23 protein-coding genes are annotated in these 22,951 nt (G+C 71.7%); 21 read left to right on the forward strand and 2 right to left on the reverse strand.

What is annotated here, in order from left to right:
- The first annotated feature begins 60 nt into the window (after nt 1-60).
- From BA175_RS15460 to BA175_RS15515, 12 genes are all read left to right on the forward strand, one after another.
- The gene (locus BA175_RS15460) at nt 61-315 is read left to right on the forward strand and encodes an acyl carrier protein (RefSeq protein ID WP_069171840.1); all 255 of its coding nucleotides are present in this window, start codon (nt 61-63) and stop codon (nt 313-315) included.
- Between the two features lie 371 nt (nt 316-686).
- Entirely contained in the window at nt 687-1,943 is a 1,257-nt protein-coding gene (locus BA175_RS15465; RefSeq protein WP_069171841.1) for a beta-ketoacyl-[acyl-carrier-protein] synthase family protein, read from the forward strand.
- Nucleotides 1,940-3,079: a beta-ketoacyl synthase N-terminal-like domain-containing protein gene (locus BA175_RS15470; RefSeq protein ID WP_069171842.1), complete on the forward strand. Its 1,140-nt coding sequence runs from the start codon at nt 1,940-1,942 to the stop codon at nt 3,077-3,079. Before BA175_RS15465 ends, BA175_RS15470 begins: the two co-directional genes overlap by 4 nt.
- Nucleotides 3,076-4,026: a beta-ketoacyl synthase N-terminal-like domain-containing protein gene (locus tag BA175_RS15475; RefSeq protein ID WP_069171843.1), complete on the forward strand. Its 951-nt coding sequence runs from the start codon at nt 3,076-3,078 to the stop codon at nt 4,024-4,026. Before BA175_RS15470 ends, BA175_RS15475 begins: the two co-directional genes overlap by 4 nt.
- A 16-nt stretch (nt 4,027-4,042) precedes the next feature.
- Nucleotides 4,043-5,182, forward strand: a complete 1,140-nt coding sequence (locus tag BA175_RS15480) for a beta-ketoacyl synthase N-terminal-like domain-containing protein (protein WP_254667878.1) — start codon at nt 4,043-4,045, stop codon at nt 5,180-5,182.
- A 33-nt stretch (nt 5,183-5,215) separates the two neighbouring features.
- The gene (locus BA175_RS15485) at nt 5,216-5,479 is read left to right on the forward strand and encodes an acyl carrier protein (protein ID WP_069171844.1); all 264 of its coding nucleotides are present in this window, start codon (nt 5,216-5,218) and stop codon (nt 5,477-5,479) included.
- A complete protein-coding gene (locus BA175_RS15490) occupies nt 5,476-5,874 on the forward strand; it encodes a 3-hydroxyacyl-ACP dehydratase FabZ family protein (RefSeq protein ID WP_069171845.1) in 399 nt (132 codons plus the stop codon). Before BA175_RS15485 ends, BA175_RS15490 begins: the two co-directional genes overlap by 4 nt.
- Nucleotides 5,871-6,389 (forward strand): 3-hydroxyacyl-ACP dehydratase FabZ family protein, encoded by a 519-nt coding sequence (locus tag BA175_RS15495; RefSeq protein WP_079159580.1) that lies wholly within the window; start codon nt 5,871-5,873, stop codon nt 6,387-6,389. Before BA175_RS15490 ends, BA175_RS15495 begins: the two co-directional genes overlap by 4 nt.
- Nucleotides 6,386-7,135, forward strand: coding sequence for a 3-oxoacyl-[acyl-carrier-protein] reductase (gene fabG / locus BA175_RS15500; protein ID WP_069171846.1), 750 nt, complete (start codon nt 6,386-6,388; stop codon nt 7,133-7,135). The genes BA175_RS15495 and fabG overlap by 4 nt, the downstream gene beginning before the upstream one ends.
- A 201-nt stretch (nt 7,136-7,336) precedes the next feature.
- Nucleotides 7,337-7,768: a YbaK/EbsC family protein gene (locus BA175_RS15505; RefSeq protein WP_069172143.1), complete on the forward strand. Its 432-nt coding sequence runs from the start codon at nt 7,337-7,339 to the stop codon at nt 7,766-7,768.
- A 177-nt stretch (nt 7,769-7,945) separates the two neighbouring features.
- Complete coding sequence (locus tag BA175_RS15510) at nt 7,946-8,887, forward strand: ATP-binding cassette domain-containing protein (RefSeq protein ID WP_069171847.1); 942 nt, start codon at nt 7,946-7,948, stop codon at nt 8,885-8,887.
- A gap of 37 nt (nt 8,888-8,924) precedes the next feature.
- Nucleotides 8,925-9,770: an ABC transporter permease gene (locus tag BA175_RS15515; protein WP_079159582.1), complete on the forward strand. Its 846-nt coding sequence runs from the start codon at nt 8,925-8,927 to the stop codon at nt 9,768-9,770.
- Between the two features lie 204 nt (nt 9,771-9,974).
- On the opposite strand, the gene BA175_RS15520 is transcribed toward BA175_RS15515, so the two are convergent.
- Nucleotides 9,975-11,936, reverse strand: coding sequence for an ABC1 kinase family protein (locus tag BA175_RS15520; RefSeq protein WP_069171848.1), 1,962 nt, complete (start codon nt 11,934-11,936; stop codon nt 9,975-9,977).
- 614 nt (nt 11,937-12,550) lie between these two features.
- Between BA175_RS15520 and BA175_RS15525 the strand changes: the two genes are divergently transcribed.
- The 4 genes from BA175_RS15525 (at nt 12,551) to BA175_RS15540 (ending at nt 16,953) form a co-directional block, all read left to right on the forward strand.
- Complete coding sequence (locus BA175_RS15525) at nt 12,551-13,477, forward strand: helix-turn-helix transcriptional regulator (protein WP_069171849.1); 927 nt, start codon at nt 12,551-12,553, stop codon at nt 13,475-13,477.
- Nucleotides 13,478-13,989: 512 nt separating this feature from the next.
- Nucleotides 13,990-15,354, forward strand: coding sequence for an aspartate aminotransferase family protein (locus BA175_RS15530; RefSeq protein WP_069171850.1), 1,365 nt, complete (start codon nt 13,990-13,992; stop codon nt 15,352-15,354).
- 108 nt (nt 15,355-15,462) lie between these two features.
- The gene (locus BA175_RS15535; protein ID WP_069171851.1) at nt 15,463-16,179 is read left to right on the forward strand and encodes a GntR family transcriptional regulator; all 717 of its coding nucleotides are present in this window, start codon (nt 15,463-15,465) and stop codon (nt 16,177-16,179) included.
- Nucleotides 16,180-16,302: 123 nt separating this feature from the next.
- The gene (locus BA175_RS15540; protein ID WP_069171852.1) at nt 16,303-16,953 is read left to right on the forward strand and encodes a hypothetical protein; all 651 of its coding nucleotides are present in this window, start codon (nt 16,303-16,305) and stop codon (nt 16,951-16,953) included.
- Between the two features lie 177 nt (nt 16,954-17,130).
- On the opposite strand, the gene BA175_RS15545 is transcribed toward BA175_RS15540, so the two are convergent.
- Entirely contained in the window at nt 17,131-17,919 is a 789-nt protein-coding gene (locus tag BA175_RS15545; RefSeq protein WP_069171853.1) for an SLATT domain-containing protein, read from the reverse strand.
- A gap of 358 nt (nt 17,920-18,277) precedes the next feature.
- Between BA175_RS15545 and BA175_RS15550 the strand changes: the two genes are divergently transcribed.
- From BA175_RS15550 to BA175_RS15570, 5 genes are all read left to right on the forward strand, one after another.
- A complete protein-coding gene (locus tag BA175_RS15550; RefSeq protein ID WP_079159583.1) occupies nt 18,278-18,613 on the forward strand; it encodes a YbaB/EbfC family nucleoid-associated protein in 336 nt (111 codons plus the stop codon).
- Between the two features lie 61 nt (nt 18,614-18,674).
- A complete protein-coding gene (gene recR, locus BA175_RS15555; protein WP_069171855.1) occupies nt 18,675-19,274 on the forward strand; it encodes a recombination mediator RecR in 600 nt (199 codons plus the stop codon).
- 158 nt (nt 19,275-19,432) lie between these two features.
- On the forward strand, nt 19,433-20,092 hold the full coding sequence (locus BA175_RS15560; RefSeq protein WP_069171856.1) for a DUF5063 domain-containing protein: 660 nt from the start codon (nt 19,433-19,435) through the stop codon (nt 20,090-20,092).
- A gap of 245 nt (nt 20,093-20,337) precedes the next feature.
- On the forward strand, nt 20,338-21,609 hold the full coding sequence (locus BA175_RS15565) for an aspartate kinase (protein WP_069171857.1): 1,272 nt from the start codon (nt 20,338-20,340) through the stop codon (nt 21,607-21,609).
- Nucleotides 21,606-22,676 carry an aspartate-semialdehyde dehydrogenase gene (locus tag BA175_RS15570; protein ID WP_069171858.1) on the forward strand — a complete coding sequence of 357 codons (1,071 nt, stop codon included), beginning with the start codon at nt 21,606-21,608 and terminating at the stop codon, nt 22,674-22,676. Before BA175_RS15565 ends, BA175_RS15570 begins: the two co-directional genes overlap by 4 nt.
- The last annotated feature ends 275 nt before the right edge of the window (nt 22,677-22,951 follow it).

The raw sequence follows: 22,951 nt of genomic DNA on the forward strand, positions 1-22,951 counted from the left end.
ATGAACACCCCTGCATCACGTCAAGCATTCACCATCCCTGAAGAACTGAGAGTGATTCCCATGAGCGCGACCATCGTCGAGCAGCAGGCCCGCATCAAGGAGATCGTCTGCGACATCCTCGAGCTCGAGGAGGACGAGGTGACCAACGAGGGTCTCTTCAAGGAGGAGTACGGCGCGGACTCGCTGCGCGCCATCGAGATCCTCGCGGGCCTCGAGAAGGAGTTCAAGATCACGATCGACCAGTCCGAGCTGGAGCGGATGGTCAACCTCGACGGCGTCTACGCCGTGGTCCAGGAGTCGATCGACGCGAAGTAGAGCGGTCCCGTCACCCCTGGCGGACCGGCGCCCGCGCCGGACGCGACGTACCGCACCGCACGGCGACGCCCGCACACGCGGGCGACGTACCGCACCGCACGGCGGGGGAACGCCCGCACGTCCGGGCGTTCCGGCAGCGCGGAGCGGAGCCGCGACGGTCGTCGGACCCCCGCCAGGGCCGTACGGGACCGGTGGGCGGGCCGCCGGCCGCGGGCGGGCGCGGGGGAGCGGGCGTACCGCCGGCTCCCCCGCCGCCCCGGCACACCACCCGGCCCGACCGTCCGGTGCTTCCCCCCGCCCCCCTTTCCGTGGCGACCCGTGGTGACCCCGCGGGGTCCCCGCGGTGAACCAGGCCGTACCGAGGGAGATAGATGTCTGACAGCCTTTCTGACGCGATGCGTGACGACGCGGCGTCCCGGGTCGTGCTGACCGGGTTCGGCGTGTTCTCCAGCATCGGTGTCGGAGCCGATGAGTTCGCCGAGGGCCTGCGTGCGGGCCGCAGCGGCGCCAAGCCGATCACCCTGTTCGACACCGAGGGTTTCGCCCACGCCAACGGGTGCGAGATCACGGGGGCCGAGCCGGAGCGCTGGATCCACAACCTGCCCGTGGAGACCCTGGGCCGGGCGACGACGTTCTCCGTCGCCGCCGCCCGCATGGCCGTCGAGGCCGCCGGGGTCGACCTCGAGGAGCTGCGCGCCCAGCGCGGCATGATCTCGATCGGCACCACCGACGGTGAGTCCTACGACCTCGACCAGCTGGTCGGGACGGAGGTCGCCTCCGGACCCGCCGCCATGGACCCCACCGTCGCCCGCCGGGTCTCACCGAACCGGCTGTCCATCGCCGCGGCCCAGGAACTGGGGCTGTCGAACGTCGACGCGGTGACCATCGCCACCGCCTGCTCGGCCGGCAACTACGCCATCGGCCAGGGCTTCGACGCCATCCGCTCCGGCGCGGTCGACTACGCGCTCTGCGGCGGCGCGGACGCCATGTGCCGTAAGACGTTCACCGGTTTCTACCGGCTCGGCACCATAGCCCCCGACGTCTGCCGCCCCTTCGACTCCGAGCGCAAGGGCATCCTGACCGGTGAGGGTGCGGGCGTGCTGATGCTGGAGAGCCTCGCCTCCGCACAGGCGCGCGGTGCCCGCATCTACGCCGAGGTGCTCGGCTACGGGATGAACTGCGACGCCTACCACCAGGTCGCCCCCAACCAGGCGAGCGTCGCCCGGTGCATGGAGATCGCCCTGGAGAACGCCGGTGTGAAGGAGTCGGAGGTCGACCTGATCTCCGCCCACGGCACCGGGACCAAGGCCAACGACGTGACCGAGTCCCGCGCGATCCACGACGTGTTCGGCGACACACCGCCGCGCACCGTGTCGCTGAAGTCGATGCTCGGCCACACCATGGGCGCCGCCAGCGCGCTGGCCGCGATCGCCTGCGCCCTGTCCGCGTACCACGGCTTCATCCCGCCGACCATCAACCACCGTGAGACCGACCCCGAGTGCGAGATCGACTGCGTGCCCAACGAGTCGGTCGAGGCGGACCTGCGCATCGTGCAGAACAACGGGCTCGCCTTCGGCGGCAACAACGCGATCGTGATCCTCGGCAAGTACCAGGACGGTGAGCGGTGAGGCTGCCCATCACCGGAATCGGCGCCGTCGCGAGCATCGGCCGGGACGCGGACGAGATCTTCCGGAACCTCTGCGCCGGGCAAGGCGGTCTCGGGCCGATGCGCGGTTTCGACCACGACCTGTACACCGGCACGCAGCTCTTCGAGATCGACGACCGGCCCGAGCCGGGAGTGGACCGCACGCTGCGCGCCACCGGATTCCTGCTCGACGCCGTCGGTCAGGCGGCCAGGGACGCCGGCCTCGGCGACGACCTGTCGGACTGCCCGGTGCTCGTGGGCACCGGCCTGCGCGAACTGCGCTCCGCCGAGCTGTGGTGGCGCGACGGGGTGTCCTTCGGCCCCGAGCGGCTCCACTTCGGCACCGCCCTGCGCGAACGGTTCGGCACCCCCGACACGCACACCTTCTCCAACGCGTGCTCCGCCTCGCTGTACGCCCTGGCCCTGGGTGCGGACATGCTGGCGCTCGGCGAGGCCGACACCGTGATCGTCGCGGGGGTCGACTCGATCACCGAGAGCATGTTCGGCCTGGCCGACCGCGTCCAGCCGGAGCCGCCCGGCGCGCTGCGGACCCTGGACGTCAACCGCAAGGGCACGATCCTGGGCGACGGCGCGGCCGCCGTCGTGCTGCGCCGCGAGGACCTCCCCCCGTCGGACGGCGCGCTGTGGGGCATGCTCCGCGGCGTCGGGATGACCTGCGACGCCAAGCACCCCACCGCCCCCGACCAGAAGTACGTCGCCGAGGCGATCCGTCAGGCGCACGCGCACGCGGGCACCAAGCCCGCCGACGTCGACCTGCTGATGCTCCACGGCACCGGAACGCCCCTCAACGACCTGGTCGAGGCGTCCGCGTACGCCGAGGTCTTCGGCCCGGACGCGGGCGTACCGGTGGTGACCGGCATCAAGCCGATGACCGGCCACACCAGCGGTTCGGCGGGCGTGCTGAGCCTGGTCACCGCCCTGCAGGTGATGGCGACGGGCAAGGTCCCGCCGCTGATCGGACTGGAGCAGCCGATCGAGGAGGCCGCAGGCCTCCGGCTGGTCCGCGGCCAGGAGGCCGAGCACCAGGTCTCGCTGGCGCAGGTACACGGGTTCGGATTCGGCGGGATCAACGCCGTGGCGATTGTCGAGGCACCATGAGCATCTTTGTCACAGGCGTCGGGGTCGCCCTGCCCGGTGCCGACACGGCGGCCGCGCTGGCGGCCGCCGTGTCCCCCGTGGGCTCCGTGGACCCCGCTGCGGTCCTCGGGAAGAAGGGCCTGCGCTACAAGGACCGCGCGACCCAGCTCGGACTCGTCGCGGGCCTGCGTGTGCTGACCGACGCGGGGCTCTGGCGCGACGGAGTGCTGAACGTCGACGGCAACCGGGTGGCGGTCCTCGTGAGCTCCAACCTGGGCAACGTGGACACGGCCTGCCGTGTGGCCAGAACCATCGCCGACGAGGGCACCCGCGGGCTGAGCCCGATGGACACCCCGAACGCCTCCAGCAACATCATCGCCTCCGAGGTCGCGATCAGGTTCGGGCTGCACGGTCCCAACCTGATGGTGTGCAACGGGCCGGGCTCCGGCCTCGACGCGCTGCGCTGGGGCGCCGCCCTGCTGCGCTCCGGCCGTGCCGACCAGGCGGTCGTGATCGGCGTGGAGCCCGACAACGAGATCGTGCGCGAACTCGTCGGCGGACCGGTCGCCGACGGCGGTGCGGCCCTCGTGCTGGAACGCTCCGAGGCCGCGGAGGCCCGCGGGGCCACGGTCCACGCGGAGATCGGCGGACATGTCCGGGTGGCCGGCCCAGCCGCCGGGTACGAACGGCTCGCCGCCGGTGAACCCGCGCCGCTGACCGGCTGGTTCGCCTCCGGCGCCGCGGCCGAGGTGCTGCCCGCCGAACTGCCGGGCCACGACCTCTCCGCGATCTGGGGCGAACTGTCCGGGGCGCTGGGCCTCGTGCAGGCCGCGGCGGCGATCGGCGGCTTCGCAGCCGGTGCGCGCGGCCCGGTGTGCCTGGTCGCGGGCAGCGACGACGACGACGGCAGCGCCGCGCTGGTACTGCGGCCGCCCGCCCCGGCGGCTCCCCGGCCGGCCGCGGTCTGAACGAGATATCGGCCCCATGGACTCTGAGCAGGACGGAATGACCATGACCTTTTCGGCGAGCGCGACCGCGACCCTCAGCAGGCCGGTGATCACCGCGTGGTCCGCGGTGTCGCCGTACGGCATCGGCAAGGACGAGTTCGCGGCCGGCGTGCTGGCCAGGAAGAGCGCCACGTCCGCACTGGACCCCGACGCGTGGGCGGCGCCGGACGACCGGGCCTGCCTGGTCCCCGGCTTCGAACTCCGCGACGTCCTCGGCAAGAAGGGCACCCGGTCCATGGACCGGGTGACCGGACTGGCCGTCACCGCGGTCCGGGACCTGCTGCGGGACTGCGAGGGCAAGCGCAAGGGCGGCGACGAGGAGACCGCCCTGGTGCTCGGCACCACCACCGGCAGTGCCCAGAGCATGATGGACTTCACCCGCGCCTCCCTGGTCGGTGACCGCCCCTTTTACGTCGACCCCTCGCTCATGCCGAACGCGGTGATGAACTGCGCCGCCGGCCAGTGCGCCATCTGGCACCGGCTCAAGGGCCCGAACACCACGATCGCCGGGGGCCGGGTCGCCGGACTCTCCGCGCTGAGCTACGCGGCCGGACTCCTGCGGACGGGCCGCGCCGAGACCGTACTGTGCGGCGCGGCCGAGGAGTTCTCGAACGCGCGGGCGTGGCTGGACCACCACCGGCGGAACGAGGACGCGGCCGGTGCGCTGCTCGGCGAGGGATGCGCCATGTTCATGCTCGAGTCCGCGTCGGACGTCGGGCAGGGCGACGCACTCGCCGAGGTACTGGCCGTGGAGTCGCGGGTGTACTTCGACACGGGGCTGCGCGCGGTGCTCGACGCATGCCTCGACGGAGTGCTGACGCGGGCGGGTGTCGAGGCGAAGGACGTGTGGGCGGTGTCGGCCTCCGGACTCGCGGGCCACGCCGGTGACGAGGAGCGCGGCGCGCTCACCGCCCGTTTCGGCGCGGACGCCCTGGACCGTGCGCCGTCCCTGGACGGTGCCGGAGACACCTCCGCGGCCTCCGCCGCCTTCCAGATCGGCTCCCTGCTGAGCACGGCCGGCCGGGGGGAGAGGCCCGCGGGCAGTCTCGCGGTCGTCTCCTCGGTGGACGACGACGGCATCGTCGCCTGCGCCGTGCTCCGCCTCCTCGCCGACTGACCGGACAATCTGCGCGCAACCGGAAGGAAGAGCATGACAATCGACGCGGTGGCCCGGCTCGATCGAGAAGAGCTGCGGACGTTGCTGGCCGAGACCATCGACGCCGACGTGTCCGACGTGGGGGACGACACGGACTTCGTGGAGTCGCTCGGGGTCGATTCGCTGATGGCCCTCGAGGTCGTCGTCGTACTCGAACGCAAGTACGGCATCAAGTTCGCCGAGCAGGAGATGCGCACGGTGCGGACGCTGAACAGCGCCTACGACGAGGTGCTGCGCAAGCTGACGGAGCGTCCGTGACCACCGCGGTCCTGGCCCGCCCGGAGACGGTGCGGGAGCCGGCCCACGACCCCGGTACGGGGAAGTGGTCGGCCCGGTACTCGGTGGCGATCGGCGCGGACGAACCCGTCTTCGCCGGACACTACCCGGACTTCCCGATCCTCCCCGGCGTGTGCGTGCTGGAGTGCGTGCGCACCGCCGCGGAGGACTCCGTACCGCCCGAGGCGGCCGGACTCCGGCTCGCCGCGGTCGAGTCCGGCCGCTTCCTGGCCGCCGTCCACCCGGGCGACGTCCTGGACATCGAGCTCGTCTGGGAGGCGCGCGACGCCGGCTGGCGCTGCAGCGCGAAGGTGGCGACCGGCCGGGGCCCGGCGGCCTCCGCCCGCCTCCACTACCGGCGCGAGGCGGCGGCGTGATCGGCCCCGCGGGGATACGCGCCGCGCTGCCCCACCGCTACCCGATGCTCCTCGTCGACCGGATCCTCTCGGCCGGCGCCGACGAGATCCGGTCCGTCAAGGCGGTCACGCTCAACGAACCGTGGTACGGACGGCTCGGGGCGGAGCCCGCGGAGGCGGACTTCGCCTACCCGGACTTCCTGCTGCTCGAGTCCTGGACCCAGACCGCCGGCCTGCTGGCCACGCGGTCGGACGAGGGATCCGCCGCCGGCCGGACCATGCTGTTCGGCTCGCTGCGGGACGTGCAGTTCCACCGGCAGGTGTTCCCCGGCGACGTGCTCGAGCACCACGTACGGCTGCAGCGCGCGGTGAACGACACGCTGGTCCTCGAAGGCGTCAGCAGGGCCGGCGACCGGCCGGTGCTGACCATCGGCTCCGTCACCGTGGCCTTCCGCCCGCAAGAACAACTCGACCCCGAACACGCCGCCCGGAACAGCGCCCCGCTGACCGGCAGCCGGCCAGGAGACACGTCATGACAGACGACAACGGAGCCCGCGTAGCCCTGGTGAGCGGGGGGTCGCGCGGCATCGGCCGGGCCGTCGTCCTGCGGCTCGCCGCCGAGGGCCACGACGTCAGCTTCTGCTACCAGTCCAACGAGCAGGCCGCCCTGGCGCTGGAGAAGGAGGCGGGCGAGCTCGGCGTGCGCACCCTGGCGGTACGGGTCGACGTCACCGACGCCGCGTCCGTCAAGGAGTGGGTGGCCAGGACGGAGGCCGAACTCGGCGCCGTGGAGGTGGTGGTCTGCTCCGCCGGCATCACCCGCGACAACCCGCTGCTGCTGATGTCCGACGAGGACTGGCACAGCGTCCTGGACACCAATCTCGACGGCGTCTACCACGTGAACCGCGCGGTGATCTTCGAGATGATGAAGCGGAAGTCCGGCACGATCATCAACGTGTCCTCCGTCGCCGGCGTCTACGGCAACGCGACGCAGTCGAACTACTCCGCGTCCAAGGCGGGCATCATCGGCTTCACCAAGGCGCTCGCCAAGGAGGTCGGCCGCTACGGCATCCGTGCCAACGCGGTGGCGCCCGGTTTCATCGAGACCGACATGACCGCCGAACTCACCGACAAGGTGAAGAAGGACGCGGCCAAGCAGATTCCGCTGCGCCGCTTCGGCCAGGCCGAGGAGGTCGCCGACCTCGTCGCCTTCCTCGCGGGCGACCGCGCCGGCTACATCACCGGATCGGTCCTCCAGATCGACGGCGGCATCACCATATGAGCCCCGGCCGGGTGTGACGTGACGGCGATCGGACACCCTCCCGGCCGTGCGGGCGCGGCCGCGCCCGCCGTCCGGGAGCACGCCGCACCGGACGAACCGCGCGGCGCGGTACCGGACGGCCTGGACGGCGCCGTGCCGGACGGCCGGACCGCCTACCTGCGGCTGCGGGAGCTGGCGGATCTGCACGGCGCCGCCTACCGGATGATCGCGCACGCGCCGGAGGGCCGTACCGAGGCCGCCAGCGAGCTGCGCGGGCACGCCCTCGCGCAGAGCGCCAAGTCCCTCGTCGTCGCGGCCCGTCCGACCAAGCGGACCTGCCGGTACGTCCTGGCCGTCGTGCCCGGTGACCGGCGCGTGGACCTCGGCAGGATCGCGGAGCTCGCGGGGGGCCGCAAGGCCGGCTTCGCGGCCCGCGACACCGCGGAGCGGCTGGCCGGATCGGTCAGTGGCTCCATCATCCCCTTCTCCTTCCACCCCGAGCTCGAGCTGATCGTCGACGAGGACCTGCTCCGTCACGACGTGCTGTACTTCAACGCCGCCCGGCTCGACCTGTCGATGGCACTGTCCACCGACGACTACGTGCGCATGGCCCGCCCGCGCACGGCCCGGATCAGCGAGGCCCCGGCCGGCTGACCCCCGGAGTGCCGGGCACATCCGGGTTTCCGCAACCTGCAGCGCCCCGGTTCCGGCCGCTCCACGGTTTTACGATCGCCACCCGGCGGCGGTGGCTTTTCCGAGCACACATCCGAACCGGGGCCAGCCATCGGGCCACCGGAAACAGCAACGGAGGCCGAGCACGTGGCCAAACCCATGATTCAGGCAGTCGACGTAGTGAAGTCGTTCGGTGACGTGAAGGCGCTGAACGGTGTCAGCCTCTCGGTTCCCGAGGGATCGATCCACGGTCTGCTCGGCCACAACGGCGCCGGCAAGACCACCCTGGTGCACATCCTGTCGACCCTGCTGGAGCCGACCGGCGGCACCGCGCGTGTCTGCGGCTACGACGTGACCGCCGAAGCGGAGGAGGTCCGCCGCTGCATCGGTCTGACCGGGCAGTTCGCCTCGGTCGACGAGCAGCTCAACGGGCGGGAGAACCTCGCTCTGGTCGCGCGCCTGCTGGGCGCGAGCCGACGCCAGGCCCTCGCCCGCGCCAACGAACTGCTGGAACTCTTCGAGCTGACCGACGCGGCGACGCGTCCGGTGCTCCAGTACTCGGGAGGTATGCGCAGGCGCCTGGACATCGCGGCCAGCCTCGTCGGCGGGCCCCGGGTCATCTTCCTCGACGAACCGACGACCGGGCTCGACCCCAACGCCCGGATCGGTGTGTGGGAGACCATCGAGCGGCTCGCCAAGGACGGCACCTCCGTGCTCCTCACCACCCAGTACCTCGAGGAGGCCGACCGTCTCTGCGAGCAGATCACCGTGCTCTCCGCGGGAAGCGTGGTCGCCGACGGCAACCCGGCCGAGCTCAAGGCCGAGGTCGGTGAGCGCCTGGTGACGGTGACACTGGCGACGCGGTCCGACATGGAGGCGGCGGTGCGCGCCCTGGAGGCGGCCGGCATCCGGGCGACGCCGCAGGAGTCGGGGACGGCGCTCAGCGCCCCGGTGGCGGCAGCCGCGGACCTCGCCGTCGTCGTACGCATCCTGAGTGACGCGCACACCGAGATCGCCGAACTCGCTTTCTCCGAACCGACTCTGGACGACGTCTACCTGAAGCTCACCCACGAGCCCACCAGGACGCCGGTGCCCGCGTGACCGTCCCGAACCCCCTCACCGAAGAAGGAGCGTCCCGATGACGGTCATCGACGCCGAAGCCACACCCCGCCCGACCACCCGGCCGACTCTGAGCGTGTCCGAGGAGTGGGGCGGCAGCAACCTGCTGACCCAGACCCTCGCCCTCACGGGCCGTTCCGTACGGCCCTACCTGCAACCCGGCGTGCTCATCGTGACGTTCATCGAGCCGCTGGTCATGCTGCTGATGTTCGGCGGTGTGCTGCGCGCCCTCGGCGACACCGTCGCCCCCCAGGGGAGCGACCTGTCGTACATCGCCGGGCTGGCCCCCGCGATCATGATCATCACCTCGGTCGCGGCCGGTGCCCAGGCCGGGAACGGGCTCATCAACGATCTGCGCAACGACGTGATCACGCGCTTCCACACGATGCCGATCTCCCGGTTCAGCGTGCTGCTCGCCCGGAGCCTCGCGGACGCCGCGCGGTCCCTCTACCAGCTGATCGCCGTGGCCGTCCTGGCCGCCCTGATCTTCGGGTTCAACCCGCCCGGCGGGATCCTCGGCGTCGTCGGCTCGATCCTCCTGAGCCTGTTCGTCGGCTGGTCCATGAGCTGGATCTTCATCGCGCTGGCCGCCGTCCTGCGCAACGGTGACGTCCTGCGCATGATCACCACCCTGTGCACCTTCCCGCTGCTCTTCGCCTCCAACGCCTTCGTCTCCCCGGAGTCGATGCCGGTCTGGCTGCGGGTGGTCGCCGAGGCGAACCCCATCTCGTACGCCAACGACGCGATGCGCAGCATGGTCGCCGGGCAGGCCTCGCTCACCGAGCTGCTCACCACCGTGGGCGTCTCCTGCGTCCTGGTGGCCGTGTGCGCGCCGATCGCGAACCGCTCTTTCAAGGTGCTGTGACCCACGGACGCGTCACCCCCTGACCCGTACCGGACCGCCCGCGGCCGGGAGGCGCACACCGCGCCTCCCGGCCGATGTGCGTCCCGGCGCCTGGCGGGTGACCTCCGACCGGATGGCCACGCCCCGGCGCGCACGCCTCCGGCGCCGTGGAACCGCACGCACCACGCACGTCCGCTCTCCGGTCGGAGGACACCCCGTAGCCTCTCAGTGCCGGCCCCGGGAGATGGAGAAGACCACCCGCAGCACCAGGATGAAGCTGACCACCAGCAGGTTGTAGCCGATCAGCTGGCTCAGCGAGACGGACCCGATGACCGTCGGCTTGCCGTCGATGCTCAGCAGCACCGCGCCGACCAGCGCGATGACCCCGCCGAGGAACGTCAGCAGCACGTCGTGGACGAGACCGCGCACGAAGCGCCGGTCCCGTTCGTCCGCCAGCAGCCGTATGCGGACCCCCAGCCGGCCTCCCTCCACCGCGCTGCTGATCCTGTCCACCCGCCGCGGCAGCCGGCGCAGCACCGAGGTGAGCGAGAGCGCCTCCTCGATCAGTGATTCCTTGACCCGCTCGTAGCTCAGCTGCTCGCGGACCCGCGCGGCGGCGAACGTACGCGCCTGCGCGACGATGTCGAAGTCCGCCACGAGCCGTTCGACGGTGCCCTCCACGGTGGCCAGGGCACGGAAGGTCGCGGCCACCTCCGGCGGGACGGTCAGGCCGTGCTGGGCGACGAGCAGGAACAGCTCGGAGAACATGTCGCGGTGCGGGGTGCTCCCGGGGCTCAGGTACCGCGCCATGAACCGCCCCAGCGCCCGCTCCAGCTGCCTCTCGTCGAGCTGCTCCGGACGGTCGACGACCTCCAGGAGCGCGTCGCTGAGCGCCGCGGGATCGTTGCGGTGCAGGGCGAGCAGCAGGTCCTGCAGCGCGGAGCGCATCCTCCGGTCCAGCCGGCCCACCGAACCGAAGTCGAGCAGCCCGAGCTCGCCACTGCTCAGCAGGAGGACGTTCCCGGGGTGCGGGTCGGCGTGGAACACCCCGCCCAGGATGATCTGTTCGAGGATGCAGTCGAGCAGCTGCTCGGCGAGCTTCGTACCGTCCAGACCGCGTTCGGCGATCGTCTCCCTGGCGGAACTGAGGGGCACGCCGTGCAGCCGCTCCAGGGTCAGCACCCGCCTGCTGCTGTGCTCGTCGTACACGCGCGGTGTGCGGATGGCGCAGACGGATCCCGACGCCTCGGCCGCGGCGGTGATCGCCGCCATGTTGCGGGCCTCGGTCCGGAAGTCCAGCTCCTCGTGGAGCGAGACGGCGAAACCGTTCATCAGCTCACCGAGGCCCATGCTCCTCGCCCAGCTCGTGTGCTCCTCCAGCTTGCGGCTGAGCCGGAACAATATGTCCAGATCGCGCTCCACGACCTGCCCGGCGCCGGGACGCTGGACCTTCACCGCGACCTCCTGGCCGTCCGCCAGCCGGGCCCGGTGCACCTGGGCCATCGATCCGGCCGCCAGCGGCTCCCTGTCGAACTCGGCGAACACGGACTCCGGTTCGCGGCCCAGCTCCTCGGTGAGCAACTCCCGTACCCGGTCCCAGGGCTCCGCGGCGGCCTGGTGGTGAAGGCGGGAGAACTCCTCGACGTACTCGGCGGGGAGCAGGTCGTACCGGGTGGAGAGCATCTGGCCGAGCTTGACGAACGTCGCGCCCGCCTCCTCCAGGGCCCGCCGCACCTGCTGCGCGGAGTGGCGGCGTCCGGCGGCCGTCCCCTTGGCGGAGCCGGCCCGGGAGAGGCCGCGCAGCGAGGGGGAGAGGCCGTTCCGCATGGCTATGGCGCTGAGTTCCGCGTAGCGGCGCGTGCGTACCACGCGGCGGCGCAGCACCCCCGGCAGCCGTACGAGGTCGGACAGCGTGCTGCTGGGCAGCATGACCTCCGAGACGGCCAGGAAGATCATCGTCACCAGGATTCCGCAGCCCACCTGCACCGACGTCATGGCCGGTCGATGGCTGCTGGGTCCCATGGCCGAGATGATCTGCATCGTGGCCAGCACACCCACGGTGCCGGCGAGCGCGGCACGTATGGTGCCGATCCTGATGCCGAGCAGGCGCCGGGCACCCATGGAGAGGCCGACCAGGGTGAACACGAAGAGGACGGGTATCAAGATCAGGAACGCTGTGTGCTGCATGGGGGGAGCCTTTCCCGGACCGGAGTCCATGTGGGGTGCGGGTGCGGGCCGTTCAGTCGTCGGACCGGGCCTGCCGGCTGGTGGGCTGTGCCGCTCTCCCGGCGCCGGCGGCCATTGTCCGCGGCTCCGGCGAAACCTCTCCACCCGGCCCCGGTACAGGAAACCGCAGATGTGGACGGGGCGGCGTCGCTGGCAACAACGTGCAGATGCCGTCACCCGGGAACCGGACGGGCACCTGCCCGTACGCGCCGTCCCGAGCCGGCCGTCCGGGACGCCGGACCGGAGCCGGCGAGGAGGCCCGCACCCGGCCCGTGCCCCGTGGGCCACCGGCCCCCGCGCCGACAAGGGGTTCTTCTCCCCTTCCCCGGAACGGGGTTCTCCGCCCCGGGTACGGCGGTGGGGACGCCGCTCGGCGCATGACCGGTTGTGCCGTCTACCCGGGCGTGAGCGAGGGGAACCCGCGTGGCCGTGGCACCAAGCTGTCGAAATCGGTTCTCGAACATACGGACTGTGCTGGAGGCGGCCTAAGTTGACCACGTCAAGGGGGCGCGGTTCTGCCCGGAGGAAGCAACTGCCGAGAGGTTGACGTGGCTGATACGGGGATCGGTTTGGATGTGCGGTCGGAGCTTGTCTACCGCACGCTTCTCCAGCGTGCGGCGTGGCGGACCCGGGACCTGGCACACACGCTCGCGTGGCCGGCGGACCAGGTGACGAGAGTGCTCGACGCGCTGCGCGCCGACGGTCTCGCGAGTGCCTCGGGAGAGGACGGGACGGCGTACCGGGCCGTCGAGCCGTGCATAGCCCTGCCGACACTGCTGGCTTCGCGGATGCGTGAGGGCCGCTCGCCGCAGCCCTGCCCGGTACGGATCGGCCGGTTCATCGCCCTGCACGAGCAGGCGGAACGTTTCGGGGACGCCGGCGAGGGGGGCGAGAACCGTCACGACGCGTCCGTCATGATCGAGCGGCTGGTCGCCAAGGTCGAGCGCGAGGTCGTCTTCCTCGTCCCGCATTACAGTCAGGGCGGCTTCGAGTTCTCCCGTCCCGTCGTGGACATGGCGCTGCGGCGCGGCGCGAAGCTCCGGGCGGTGTGGGCGTCTTCGGTGATCAAGGCGCCGGGCGCCATGGCCCACGCCCAGTGGCTGACCCAGGAGGGCGCCGCGCTGCGCTCGGTGGGCACCCTTCCGCCGCGCGCGGTGATCATGGACAACGCGGTCGCCGTGGTCGTCGACGAGAACGGAGCGATCCGTGTCGTACGGTCCCCGGCGGAACTGGAGCGGCTGAGCGCCCTCGCCGAGCGGTTCTGGGAGCGCGGGGCGACCGTACGGCAGACGGGGCGGCAGCCCGTCGCGCCGACCCGCCGCCCCCGCTCGGAGATCGTGCTGCGCCTCCTGTCCGAAGGCCTCACGGACGATGCGATCGCCCGGCGGCTGGGGTGCAGCGTCCGCACCGTACGCAACGACGTGGCCTCCGCCATGGAGGCACTTGACGCGCGTAGCCGCTTCCAGGCCGGGGCCCGCGCCATGCAGGTCGGCCTGATCTGACCGCCCGTCCGCAGCGGGCGATGCGCCGCCTCCCCGGCGCGGGCGCTCCGCTGCCGGGCCGTGGGCCCCGGACGGCGTCCGCGCACGGCCGCACGGTCCCGTAGGTCCTGTCACGGCCGCTTCGGCGGCCCGGCCCCTCACCGGCACCGCCCCCCGGCCTTCCGCCCGGGCGGCCGAGGGATGTCCCGGGCCCCGGCTCTCGCACCCGCACCGCAGGGTGGTCCGCCGGCAGCTCCCGGACCGGCCTCCTCCCACCGGCTCACCCCGTGTCACGCAGTTCCCTCGCGGCACGGAACCGTCCGCACCCGTACGAGGGTCCGCCGGCCGCCCGGCTCCGCGTCCGCCGCGGAGCCGCCCCCGGCACGGCCGGCCCGCCCGCTTCCCGGCGGGGCGGACGACCGGCGACCGTGGCCCGGAGCACGGGCGCGGCCCCGACACCCTGCCGAGCCCGGCGCCCCACGCCATACACAGTGGCCATGGAGCGCCGCCGTACCACCGCCTACGCTCGCCGCATGACCCCTCATGCCCCGTACGCCGACCCCGCCGCCGGTGCGGCCGTGAAGGCCGCCGACCGCGCGCACGTGTTCCACTCCTGGTCCGCCCAGGGCCTGATCGACCCGCTCGCCGTGGCCGGCGCCGAGGGGGCCCACTTCTGGGACTACGACGGCAACCGCTACCTCGACTTCACCAGCGGTCTCGTCTTCACCAACATCGGCTACCAGCACCCCACCGTCGTCGCCGCCGTCCAGGAACAGGCGGGCAGGCTCATCACCTTCGCCCCCGCGTTCGCCGTCGAGGCGCGCTCCGAGGCCGCACGCCTCATCGCCGAGCGCACCCCGGGCGACCTGGACAAGATCTTCTTCACCAACGGCGGTGCCGAGGCCGTCGAGAACGCCGTCCGTATGGCCCGGCTGCACACCGGACGTACCAAGGTGCTCTCCGCCTACCGCTCGTACCACGGCGCCACCTCCACCGCGATCAACCTCACCGGGGACCCGCGCCGCTGGGCCAACGACAACGGCTCGGCGGGCGTCGTCCGCTTCTGGACGCCGTTCCTCTACCGCTCGCCGTTCCACGCGACGACCGAGGCCGAGGAGTGCGCCCGCGCACTCCAGCACCTGGAGGACACCCTCGCCTTCGAGGGGCCGTCGACCGTCGCCGCCGTCGTCCTGGAGACCGTCCCGGGCACGGCCGGCATCATGAACCCGCCGCCCGGCTACCTGGCGGGCGTGCGCGAGATCTGCGACCGGTACGGGATCGTCTTCGTCCTCGACGAGGTGATGGCCGGTTTCGGCCGTACCGGGAAGTGGTTCGCCGCCGACCACCACGGTGTCGTACCCGACCTCATGACCTTCGCGAAGGGCGTCAACTCCGGCTACGTACCGCTCGGGGGCGTCGCCATCAACGCCGAGATCGCCGCGACCTTCGAGACCCGCCCGTACCCCGGCGGGCTCACCTACTCCGGGCACCCGCTGGCCTGTGCCGCCGCCGTCGCCACGATCGGGGTGATGGAGGACGAGGGGATCGTCCGGAGCGCCGCCCGTCTCGGGGAGCACGTCCTCGGTCCCGGGCTGCGGGAGCTCGCCGAGCGCCACCCGTCCGTCGGCGAGGTCCGGGGCCTCGGCGCCTTCTGGGCGCTGGAACTGGTCCGCGACCGGGAGACCCGTGAACCGCTGGTCCCCTACAACGCGACCGGCGAGGCCAACGCCCCGATGGCCGCCTTCACGGCCGCGTGCAGGAAGAACGGCCTGTGGCCCTTCGTGAACATGAACCGCACCCATGTGGTCCCCGCCTGCAACATCACCGAGGCGGAGGCCAAGGAGGGCCTGGCCGCCCTGGACGCGGCACTCTCGGTCGCCGACGAACACACCGTGTAGCAGCCGCCGTCGCCCGGGACGGGCCCGGCACGACGCCCCCACCCGTGCCCGGAACCGGGCACACCCCCTGGCTTAAGGTGGCCCGAGCCGAGAACGGGAGGGGGCGTCATGGGCGCGAGCGGAGGCGTGACCCGCAACACGCTGCGGCAGCAGATCGCCGGCGCGCTGCGCGACGAGGTGCTCGCGGGGCGGCTCCGGCCGCGGGTGGAATTCACCGTGAAGCAGATCGCCGAGCAGTACGGGGTGTCCGCGACCCCCGTACGCGAGGCGCTCTTCGACCTCTCCGCACAGGGGCTGCTCGAATCGGACCAGCACCGCGGCTTCCGGGTCCGCGAGTTCACCGTCGCCGACTACCGGTCGATGGTGGAGGCGCGTGCCCTGGTCATCGACGGTGTGTTCCGGCGGATCTTCGACGGGACGGGCCGGGCGGCCGAGCTGGTGGGCGCCCACCGCGCCGCCCTGGTCTCCGTGCGCCGCCGGGCCGCGGAGGCCGCCCGCGCGGCGCGCGGCGGCGACCTCGACATCCTCATCGGCTACGACCTGCGCTTCTGGCGGGAGCTCGGCGCGGTGGCCGGAAACGCCTACCTCACCGACTTCCTGCACCGTCTCCGCGTGCAGGCGTGGGTGTTCTCCGTTCCGTACCTGCGTGGGGACGCCGACGTGCGGGACTGGCTGTGGAGCGGCCACCAGGAGCTGGTCGAGGCGATCACGGCCGCCGACGGCGACGCGGTACGCGCGGTGCTCGACGCCTACTCCGCGCACGGCTTCGACTGGGCGGACCGGCTGGCCGCCGGCAACCCCCCGCACCCCGGCCACGGTGGCTGAGTCCTCCGGCGGCCGGTCACGGCCCGCCCGGCGGCCCGCCGTCCCGACCGCGCCCTGTGCGCGGGGTCCCGGTCGCATTACGCTGTCCCGACCACCGCGTAACCCGTTGGAGAGCGAGACTTCGTGGCCTGTGACCTGTGGCTGGTCCCCCTCGTCGATGTGCTGTGCCACAGCCCCGACAACCCGTTCGCCGAAGAGATCGCCGTCTACGACAAGGCGCTGGGTGACGCGGGGCTGCCCCCCGTCCCCGTCTACGCCTACATGCCCGGCCTCACGGGGGACGTCGCCCCGGTCGCCGGATTCGACTACGACGCCCTGCACCTCCTGCGCCGCGCCTACCTGCTCCAGCTGAGCGGGCTCGCCGTCACGCCCGTGGACGAGCTGGGCGGGGACTACGAGCAGTTGCTGGAGATGTTCGAGCAGAGCGCCCAGCAGTCGCACCTGGTCTGGCACTACGACCACGCCGGGGCGTACGTCCCGCTCGACTTCCCCGTCCCGCTCTCCACCGACCGGTTGCTGGAGGGCGGCGGACCGCTGGGTTCCTCGCACGGTCTGCTGCGGGAGCTGGAGTTCGTCGGGCCGGCCCTCGGCATCGACCCGGCCAACCCGCCGGCCGCCCCGCACCCGCCCGCGGGTCCGACCGAGTTGGAGGAGCGGTCCGACACGATGCCGTACGACGACAGCCCGTTCGCCCGCGAGCGGCACGTCTGGCTGGGCCTGCACGCGGCCGCCACCCGCAGCCTCGCCCAGGGCTCGATGATCGTCTTCAGCTGACCGGCGAGCGGCGAGCGGCGACGGGCCGTGGGACCACCGGCCGTGCGGTTCACCGGTGTGCGGTGGCGGGCCGAACGGTCACGAACCGGGCGTCCACGGGCCGCCCGTCACGGGCAGCCGGTGGACGGCGGTTCCGCCCGGCTCGTCGCCGGGCGGAACCGCCGGCCCACGCTCCACTCACCGGGGCGGCTCCGGCGGCCGCTGCCGCGGCATGTTCGGCCGCGCCACCGCGGGCATGGTGAGCCGGCCGGGATGGGCCCCGTGCTCCTGACGGCCGCCGACCGCTCCCGAGACCAGCGACTGCATCCCCATCGGCGCGGGGCCGGCACGGAACTCCACCATCCAGTCGGCGGTCTCCATGCGGACGAGCTCGGTGACGTCCTCGGAGAACCGGCGCAGCACGCCCAGGCAGCGCTCCGCGGCCTCGCTGGCCGTGCCCTCCGTCGGCCCGAGCATCTCCCGTACGCACTCGGAGGCCCAGTCGAACTGGAGCGCCTGGAGGCGCCGCTGCACGGCCTGCGCCGTCGCAAGGTTCCTTATCCAGCCGGAGGTCAGTCCGAAGTACCGGTCACAGGCCATGCACGCCGCCCCGAGCAGCAGCGCCAGATAGCCCCAGCCGGCCGACCCGGCGAGGTCCCCGGTCAGGTCGAGCAGCGGGAGGGCCACCCCGGCGACCACGCCGATCGCCGTACCGAGCCGCAGCAGCCGGGCCGTGCGCCGCTTGCGGACACGGTCCCGCAGGTACCAGTCGGCGGTGCGCAGGGCACCCTCCTCGACCCAGCGGTACAGCTCGTCGAGCCGTTCGGCCGGTTCGCCCCAGTCGCCGAGCGGGAAGGCGCGACCGGTCAGGTCCTGCGGGTCCGTACCGTAGCGCGAACCGGACCGCTCCGTTCCGGTATCCGCGCCGGATCCCGCGCCGGACTCCTTGCGGGGCGGCCCCTCGGGCTGCATCTCCGGCTGACTCACCGGGGCACTCCTCTGCACTCTGCGTTCGGCGCGTATCGACGCGGCTCGGCACGGATCTCGGACACGGGCGGGGCGGAACCGGCATATGACCCGGGCCCCGTCCGCGTAACTCTGCGTTACCTGCGGTGGGCGTGTGCGTACGGTTACGCACCTTCTTCCTACCGCCGAATGGTGGGCGGTGGGGTCGGAATCGCGGGATTGCCGCGTGCACACGGCCTCTGGTCAGGTATAGGAGCACGGCAGACGCTTTCCGGATCTCACCCGAAAGAGTTGGTCCCCACGGGTGGAGCGTGGCGTCCGGCGACCACGTAGGCTCGGCATACCGAAACAATCCGTCGTCGATGTGCCAGGAGTGACCGTGATTCCCGGTGGTGGTCAGCCCAACATGCAGCAGCTGCTCCAGCAGGCCCAGAAGATGCAGCAGGACCTCGCCGAGGCCCAGGAGGAGCTCGCCAGGACCGAGGTCGACGGGCAGGCGGGCGGTGGCCTGGTGAAGGCCACCGTCACCGGCTCCGGCGAGCTGCGGTCCCTCGTGATCGACCCCAAGGCGGTGGACCCGGAGGACACCGAGACGCTCGCCGACCTCGTGGTGGCCGCGGTCCAGGCGGCCAACGAGAACGCCCAGCAGCTCCAGCAGCAGAAGCTGGGCCCGCTCGCCCAGGGGCTGGGCGGCATGTCGGGCCTCCCGTTCTGACCCCTACAGCTACCCGCTCGTACCCGCTACGGTACGAGCGGGGACAAGGAAAGGCGTTCCGTTGTACGAAGGCGTGGTTCAGGAGCTCATCGACGAACTGGGCAGGCTGCCCGGCGTCGGCCCCAAGAGCGCGCAGCGGATCGCCTTCCACGTCCTGCAGGCCGAGCCCACCGACGTACGCCGCCTCGCGCACGCGCTCCTCGAGGTCAAGGACAAGGTCCGCTTCTGCGAGACCTGCGGCAACGTCGCCCAGCAGGAGCAGTGCGGGATCTGCCGGGACGCGCGCCGGGACCGGACGGTCATCTGCGTGGTCGAGGAGCCCAAGGACGTCGTCGCCATCGAGCGGACCCGCGAGTTCCGGGGCCGCTACCACGTACTCGGCGGCGCGATCAGCCCGATCGAGGGTGTGGGCCCCGACGACCTGCGCGTCAGGGAACTGCTGGCCCGCCTCGCGGACGGCTCCGTCACGGAGCTGATCCTGGCGACGGACCCCAATCTGGAGGGCGAGGCCACCGCGACCTACCTCGCGCGCATGGTCAAGCCGATGGGCCTGCGGGTGACCCGGCTGGCCAGCGGCCTCCCGGTGGGCGGGGACCTGGAGTACGCGGACGAGGTCACCCTCGGCCGCGCGTTCGAGGGGAGGCGGCTCCTCGATGTGTGACCCGACGGAGTGCGGCCGGGGGGTTTCCGGGCCCCCGGCGCGTGACCGGGAGGCGTGCGGTCCGGCGGGGCGGGACCCGGCAGCTGATCTCCGCTTTATGTTCGGCGACGTTATGTTCTACCCACCGTTCGCGACCGTGCCCACGGGAGGTCCCCTCGATGTCTGACGCCACGCTGAACTCCGTCACGCAGGACCCGGACGACTTCGCCGTCCAGATCGCGGACCAGATCAAGACGTTCATCGTCGCGGTCAGCGAGGTGTCCAAGGCCGAGGAGCCGGAGGAGGCCGTACCCGTCCTGCTCCTCCAGGTCTCCCAGCTCCTGCTGGCCGGCGGCAGGCTCGGCGCGTACGAGGACATCCTCCCGGACGAGCGCTACGAGCCCGACCTGGGCGCCGAACCGGACGCCGACGGCCTGCGCGAGCGCTTCGCCGAGCTCCTGGAACCGATCGACGTCTACTCCGAGGTCTTCGATCCGTACGAGCCCCGCAAGCCCCCGGTCCCGCACCGCATCTCCGACGACCTCGCCGACCTCGTCACGGACCTGAGCCACGGCCTGGCCCACTACGAGGCGGACCGCACGGCGGAAGCCATGTGGTGGTGGCAGTTCTCCTACTTCTCCAACTGGGGCTCCACGGCGTCGGCGGCGCTGCGCGCCCTCCAGTCCCTGATCGCCCACATCAGGCTCAACCAGCCCCTCCAGGAGCTCGACGGCCTGGACACGGACCAGGACCCCGGAGACGTCGACCTGGCCGAGGAGGCGGGACGTGTGATGGCCGAGGAGATCGCGGGCCCGCTGGGCCTGCGGCCGGTCCTCTGAAGGCCTGACCCGCGGGCCCACCGGTCCGGCCTCCGGGGCGCCCGCCGCGGCCTGCCGCGCTGTGGGCTGGGACACAAAAGGGAGTGCCCGGCGGGGGACCGGGCAGGCACCACGGTACGAGCAGGCCGGAGCGACACGCCGGACCATGTGGTGGGCGGGACATCTCACCATCTGGTATAGACGGGTCGATTCCGGGCTGCTCGTTAGACTGAGCCGACCGCACCAACAGTGAGCGAGGAGCGCACGTGGGCCTTGTCGTGCAGAAGTACGGAGGCTCCTCCGTAGCCGATGCCGAGGGCATCAAGCGCGTCGCCAAGCGAATCGTCGATGCCAAGAAGAACGGCAACCAGGTGGTTGTCGTGGTGTCAGCGATGGGCGACACGACGGACGAGCTGATCGATCTTGCCGAGCAGGTATCCCCGATGCCTGCCGGGCGTGAGTTCGACATGCTGCTGACCGCGGGTGAGCGGATCTCCATGGCGCTGCTGGCCATGGCGATCAAGAACCTGGGCCACGAGGCCCAGTCGTTCACGGGCAGCCAGGCCGGTGTCATCACCGACTCGGTCCACAACAAAGCGCGCATCATCGATGTGACGCCCGGCCGCATCCGGACCTCGATCGACGAGGGCAACATCGCCATCGTCGCCGGGTTCCAGGGCGTGAGCCAGGAGGGCAAGAACATCACCACCCTCGGCCGCGGCGGGTCCGACACCACCGCCGTCGCGCTGGCGGCCGCGCTCGACGCCGAGGTCTGCGAGATCTACACCGACGTGGACGGTGTCTTCACCGCCGACCCCCGGGTCGTCAGCAAGGCCCGGAAGATCGACTGGATCTCCTTCGAGGACATGCTGGAGCTGGCCGCGTCCGGCTCCAAGGTGCTGCTGCACCGCTGCGTGGAGTACGCACGCCGATACAACATCCCGATCCACGTCCGCTCGTCCTTCTCCGGACTGCGCGGCACCTGGGTCAGCAACGAGCCGCAAGGGGACCAGCAGGTGGAGCACGCCATCATCTCCGGAGTCGCCCACGACGTCTCCGAGGCCAAGGTCACGGTCGTCGGCGTGCCCGACAAGCCGGGCGAGGCCGCCGCCATCTTCCGTGCGATCGCGGACGCCGAGATCAACATGGACATGGTCGTGCAGAACGTCTCCGCCGCCTCGACCGGTCTCACCGACATCACCTTCACGCTCCCCAAGTCGGAGGGGCGCAAGGCGATCGACGCCCTGGAGCGCAACCGCGCCGGTATCGGCTTCGAGTCGCTGCGCTACGACGACCAGATCGCCAAGATCTCCCTGGTCGGCGCGGGCATGAAGACCAACCCCGGTGTCACGGCGGGCTTCTTCGAGGCGCTGTCCGACGTCGGTGTGAACATCGAGCTGATCTCGACGTCCGAGATCCGCATCTCGGTCGTCACCCGTGTCGACGACGTCAACGAGGCCGTGCGCGCCGTGCACACCGCCTTCGGCCTCGACAGCGACTCCGACGAGGCCGTCGTCTACGGAGGCACCGGCCGATGACGCGGCGCCGCCCTTCGCTCGCGGTCGTCGGAGCGACCGGGGCGATCGGCGGCGTCATGCTCCAGATCCTCTCGCAGCACGCGGACGTCTGGGGCGAGGTCAGGCTGATCGCCTCCCCGGGTGCGGCCGGCGGCAAGCTGGCCGTGCGCGGGGAGGAGACCGAGGTCCTCGCGCTCGAACAGGACGTGTTCGACGGAGTGGACGTGGCCCTGTTCCTGGTGCCGGACGAGGTGTCCGCGCAGTGGGGGCCGGTCGCCGCCGCGGCGGGCGCCGTGGTCGTGGACGACTCGGCGGCGTTCCGGCTGGACGAGGACGTGCCCCTGGTCGTCCCCGAGGTCAACCCCCATGCCGCGCGGCTCAGGCCCCGCGGCATCGTCGCTTCCCCGGGCAGCACCACGCTGTCGCTGATCGTCGCGGTCGGAGCCCTGCACGCGGAGTTCGGGCTCCGGGAGCTGATCGTCTCCTCCTACCAGGCGGTGAGTGCCGAGGGCCGTGAAGGCGTCGCCGCGCTCCGCGAGCAGCTCTCGGTGGTCGCCGGCACGGAGCTGGGCACGTGTCCCGGGGACATACGGCGGGCACTGGGCGGTGACGGCGGCGACAGGAGCCCGTTCGCCGCGCCCGTGGCGCTCAACGTCGTGCCCTGGGCCGGCCAGGACGCCGGGGACGGTTGGTCGTCCGAGGAACTGGCGATCCGGGCGGAGTGCCGGAAGATCCTGGGCCTGCCCGCCCTGAAGGTCACGGCGACCTGCGTCTACGTACCCGTCGTCGCGACGCACTCCGTGTCCGTGCACGCCCGCTTCGAGAACGAGGTGGCGGTGGACCGCGCGCACGAGGTCCTGGCGACCGCGCCCGGGGTGGTGCTCTTCGACAGACCGGCGGCCGGTGAGTTCCCCACACCGTCCGATGTGGTGGGCACCGATCCGACGTGGGTGGGGCGGGTACGGCAGTCGATGGACGACCCGAACGCCGTCGAGATGTTCATCTGCGGAGATAATCTGCGAAAAGGCGCAGCTCTCAATGTCGCGCAGATCGCGGAAACCGTGGCCCGTGAATTTCCGGAGATTTGATCGAACCTGTTTTGTAGGATCTGTGAGCGCTCGGTGAGCAACTGGCAGGTCTGCACCTCTTGAGCGGGGGCGTCGTCGTATCCGACGATGATCTCCTGACCTCCTGCAACCGCTCGTCGGATGCTGCGCGTCTATGCCGTCACTTCTTGCGTGGCCGGTTGCGTTATCGGGGTATTCGGGGAAGAGCAGGTACGAATGAGGGCATGTCGCACAGCATCCGACGAGGTGCCGTACGCGTACAACCCTGACGGGGGGCAGCGTGTCCAACTGGCGTG

The sequence above is a fragment of the Streptomyces griseus genome, assembly GCF_001715295.1.
GTDB classification, from domain to species: Bacteria; Actinomycetota; Actinomycetes; order Streptomycetales; family Streptomycetaceae; genus Streptomyces; species Streptomyces griseus_G.

Excerpts from the sequence above, each read along its gene's own strand:
- BA175_RS15515 (WP_079159582.1), top strand. The coding sequence starts at position 8,925 with ATGACGGTCATCGACGCCGAAGCCACACCCCGCCCGACCACCCGGCCG.
- fabG (WP_069171846.1), top strand. The coding sequence starts at position 6,386 with ATGACAGACGACAACGGAGCCCGCGTAGCCCTGGTGAGCGGGGGGTCG.
- BA175_RS15485 (WP_069171844.1), top strand. The coding sequence starts at position 5,216 with ATGACAATCGACGCGGTGGCCCGGCTCGATCGAGAAGAGCTGCGGACG.
- BA175_RS15475 (WP_069171843.1), top strand. The coding sequence starts at position 3,076 with ATGAGCATCTTTGTCACAGGCGTCGGGGTCGCCCTGCCCGGTGCCGAC.
- BA175_RS15480 (WP_254667878.1), top strand. The coding sequence starts at position 4,043 with ATGGACTCTGAGCAGGACGGAATGACCATGACCTTTTCGGCGAGCGCG.
- BA175_RS15535 (WP_069171851.1), top strand. The coding sequence starts at position 15,463 with ATGGGCGCGAGCGGAGGCGTGACCCGCAACACGCTGCGGCAGCAGATC.
- BA175_RS15560 (WP_069171856.1), top strand. The coding sequence starts at position 19,433 with ATGTCTGACGCCACGCTGAACTCCGTCACGCAGGACCCGGACGACTTC.
- BA175_RS15465 (WP_069171841.1), top strand. The coding sequence starts at position 687 with ATGTCTGACAGCCTTTCTGACGCGATGCGTGACGACGCGGCGTCCCGG.
- BA175_RS15570 (WP_069171858.1), top strand. The coding sequence starts at position 21,606 with ATGACGCGGCGCCGCCCTTCGCTCGCGGTCGTCGGAGCGACCGGGGCG.
- BA175_RS15530 (WP_069171850.1), top strand. The coding sequence starts at position 13,990 with ATGACCCCTCATGCCCCGTACGCCGACCCCGCCGCCGGTGCGGCCGTG.
- BA175_RS15505 (WP_069172143.1), top strand. The coding sequence starts at position 7,337 with ATGATCGCGCACGCGCCGGAGGGCCGTACCGAGGCCGCCAGCGAGCTG.
- BA175_RS15460 (WP_069171840.1), top strand. The coding sequence starts at position 61 with ATGAGCGCGACCATCGTCGAGCAGCAGGCCCGCATCAAGGAGATCGTC.
- BA175_RS15510 (WP_069171847.1), top strand. The coding sequence starts at position 7,946 with ATGATTCAGGCAGTCGACGTAGTGAAGTCGTTCGGTGACGTGAAGGCG.
- BA175_RS15520 (WP_069171848.1), bottom strand. The coding sequence starts at position 11,936 with ATGCAGCACACAGCGTTCCTGATCTTGATACCCGTCCTCTTCGTGTTC.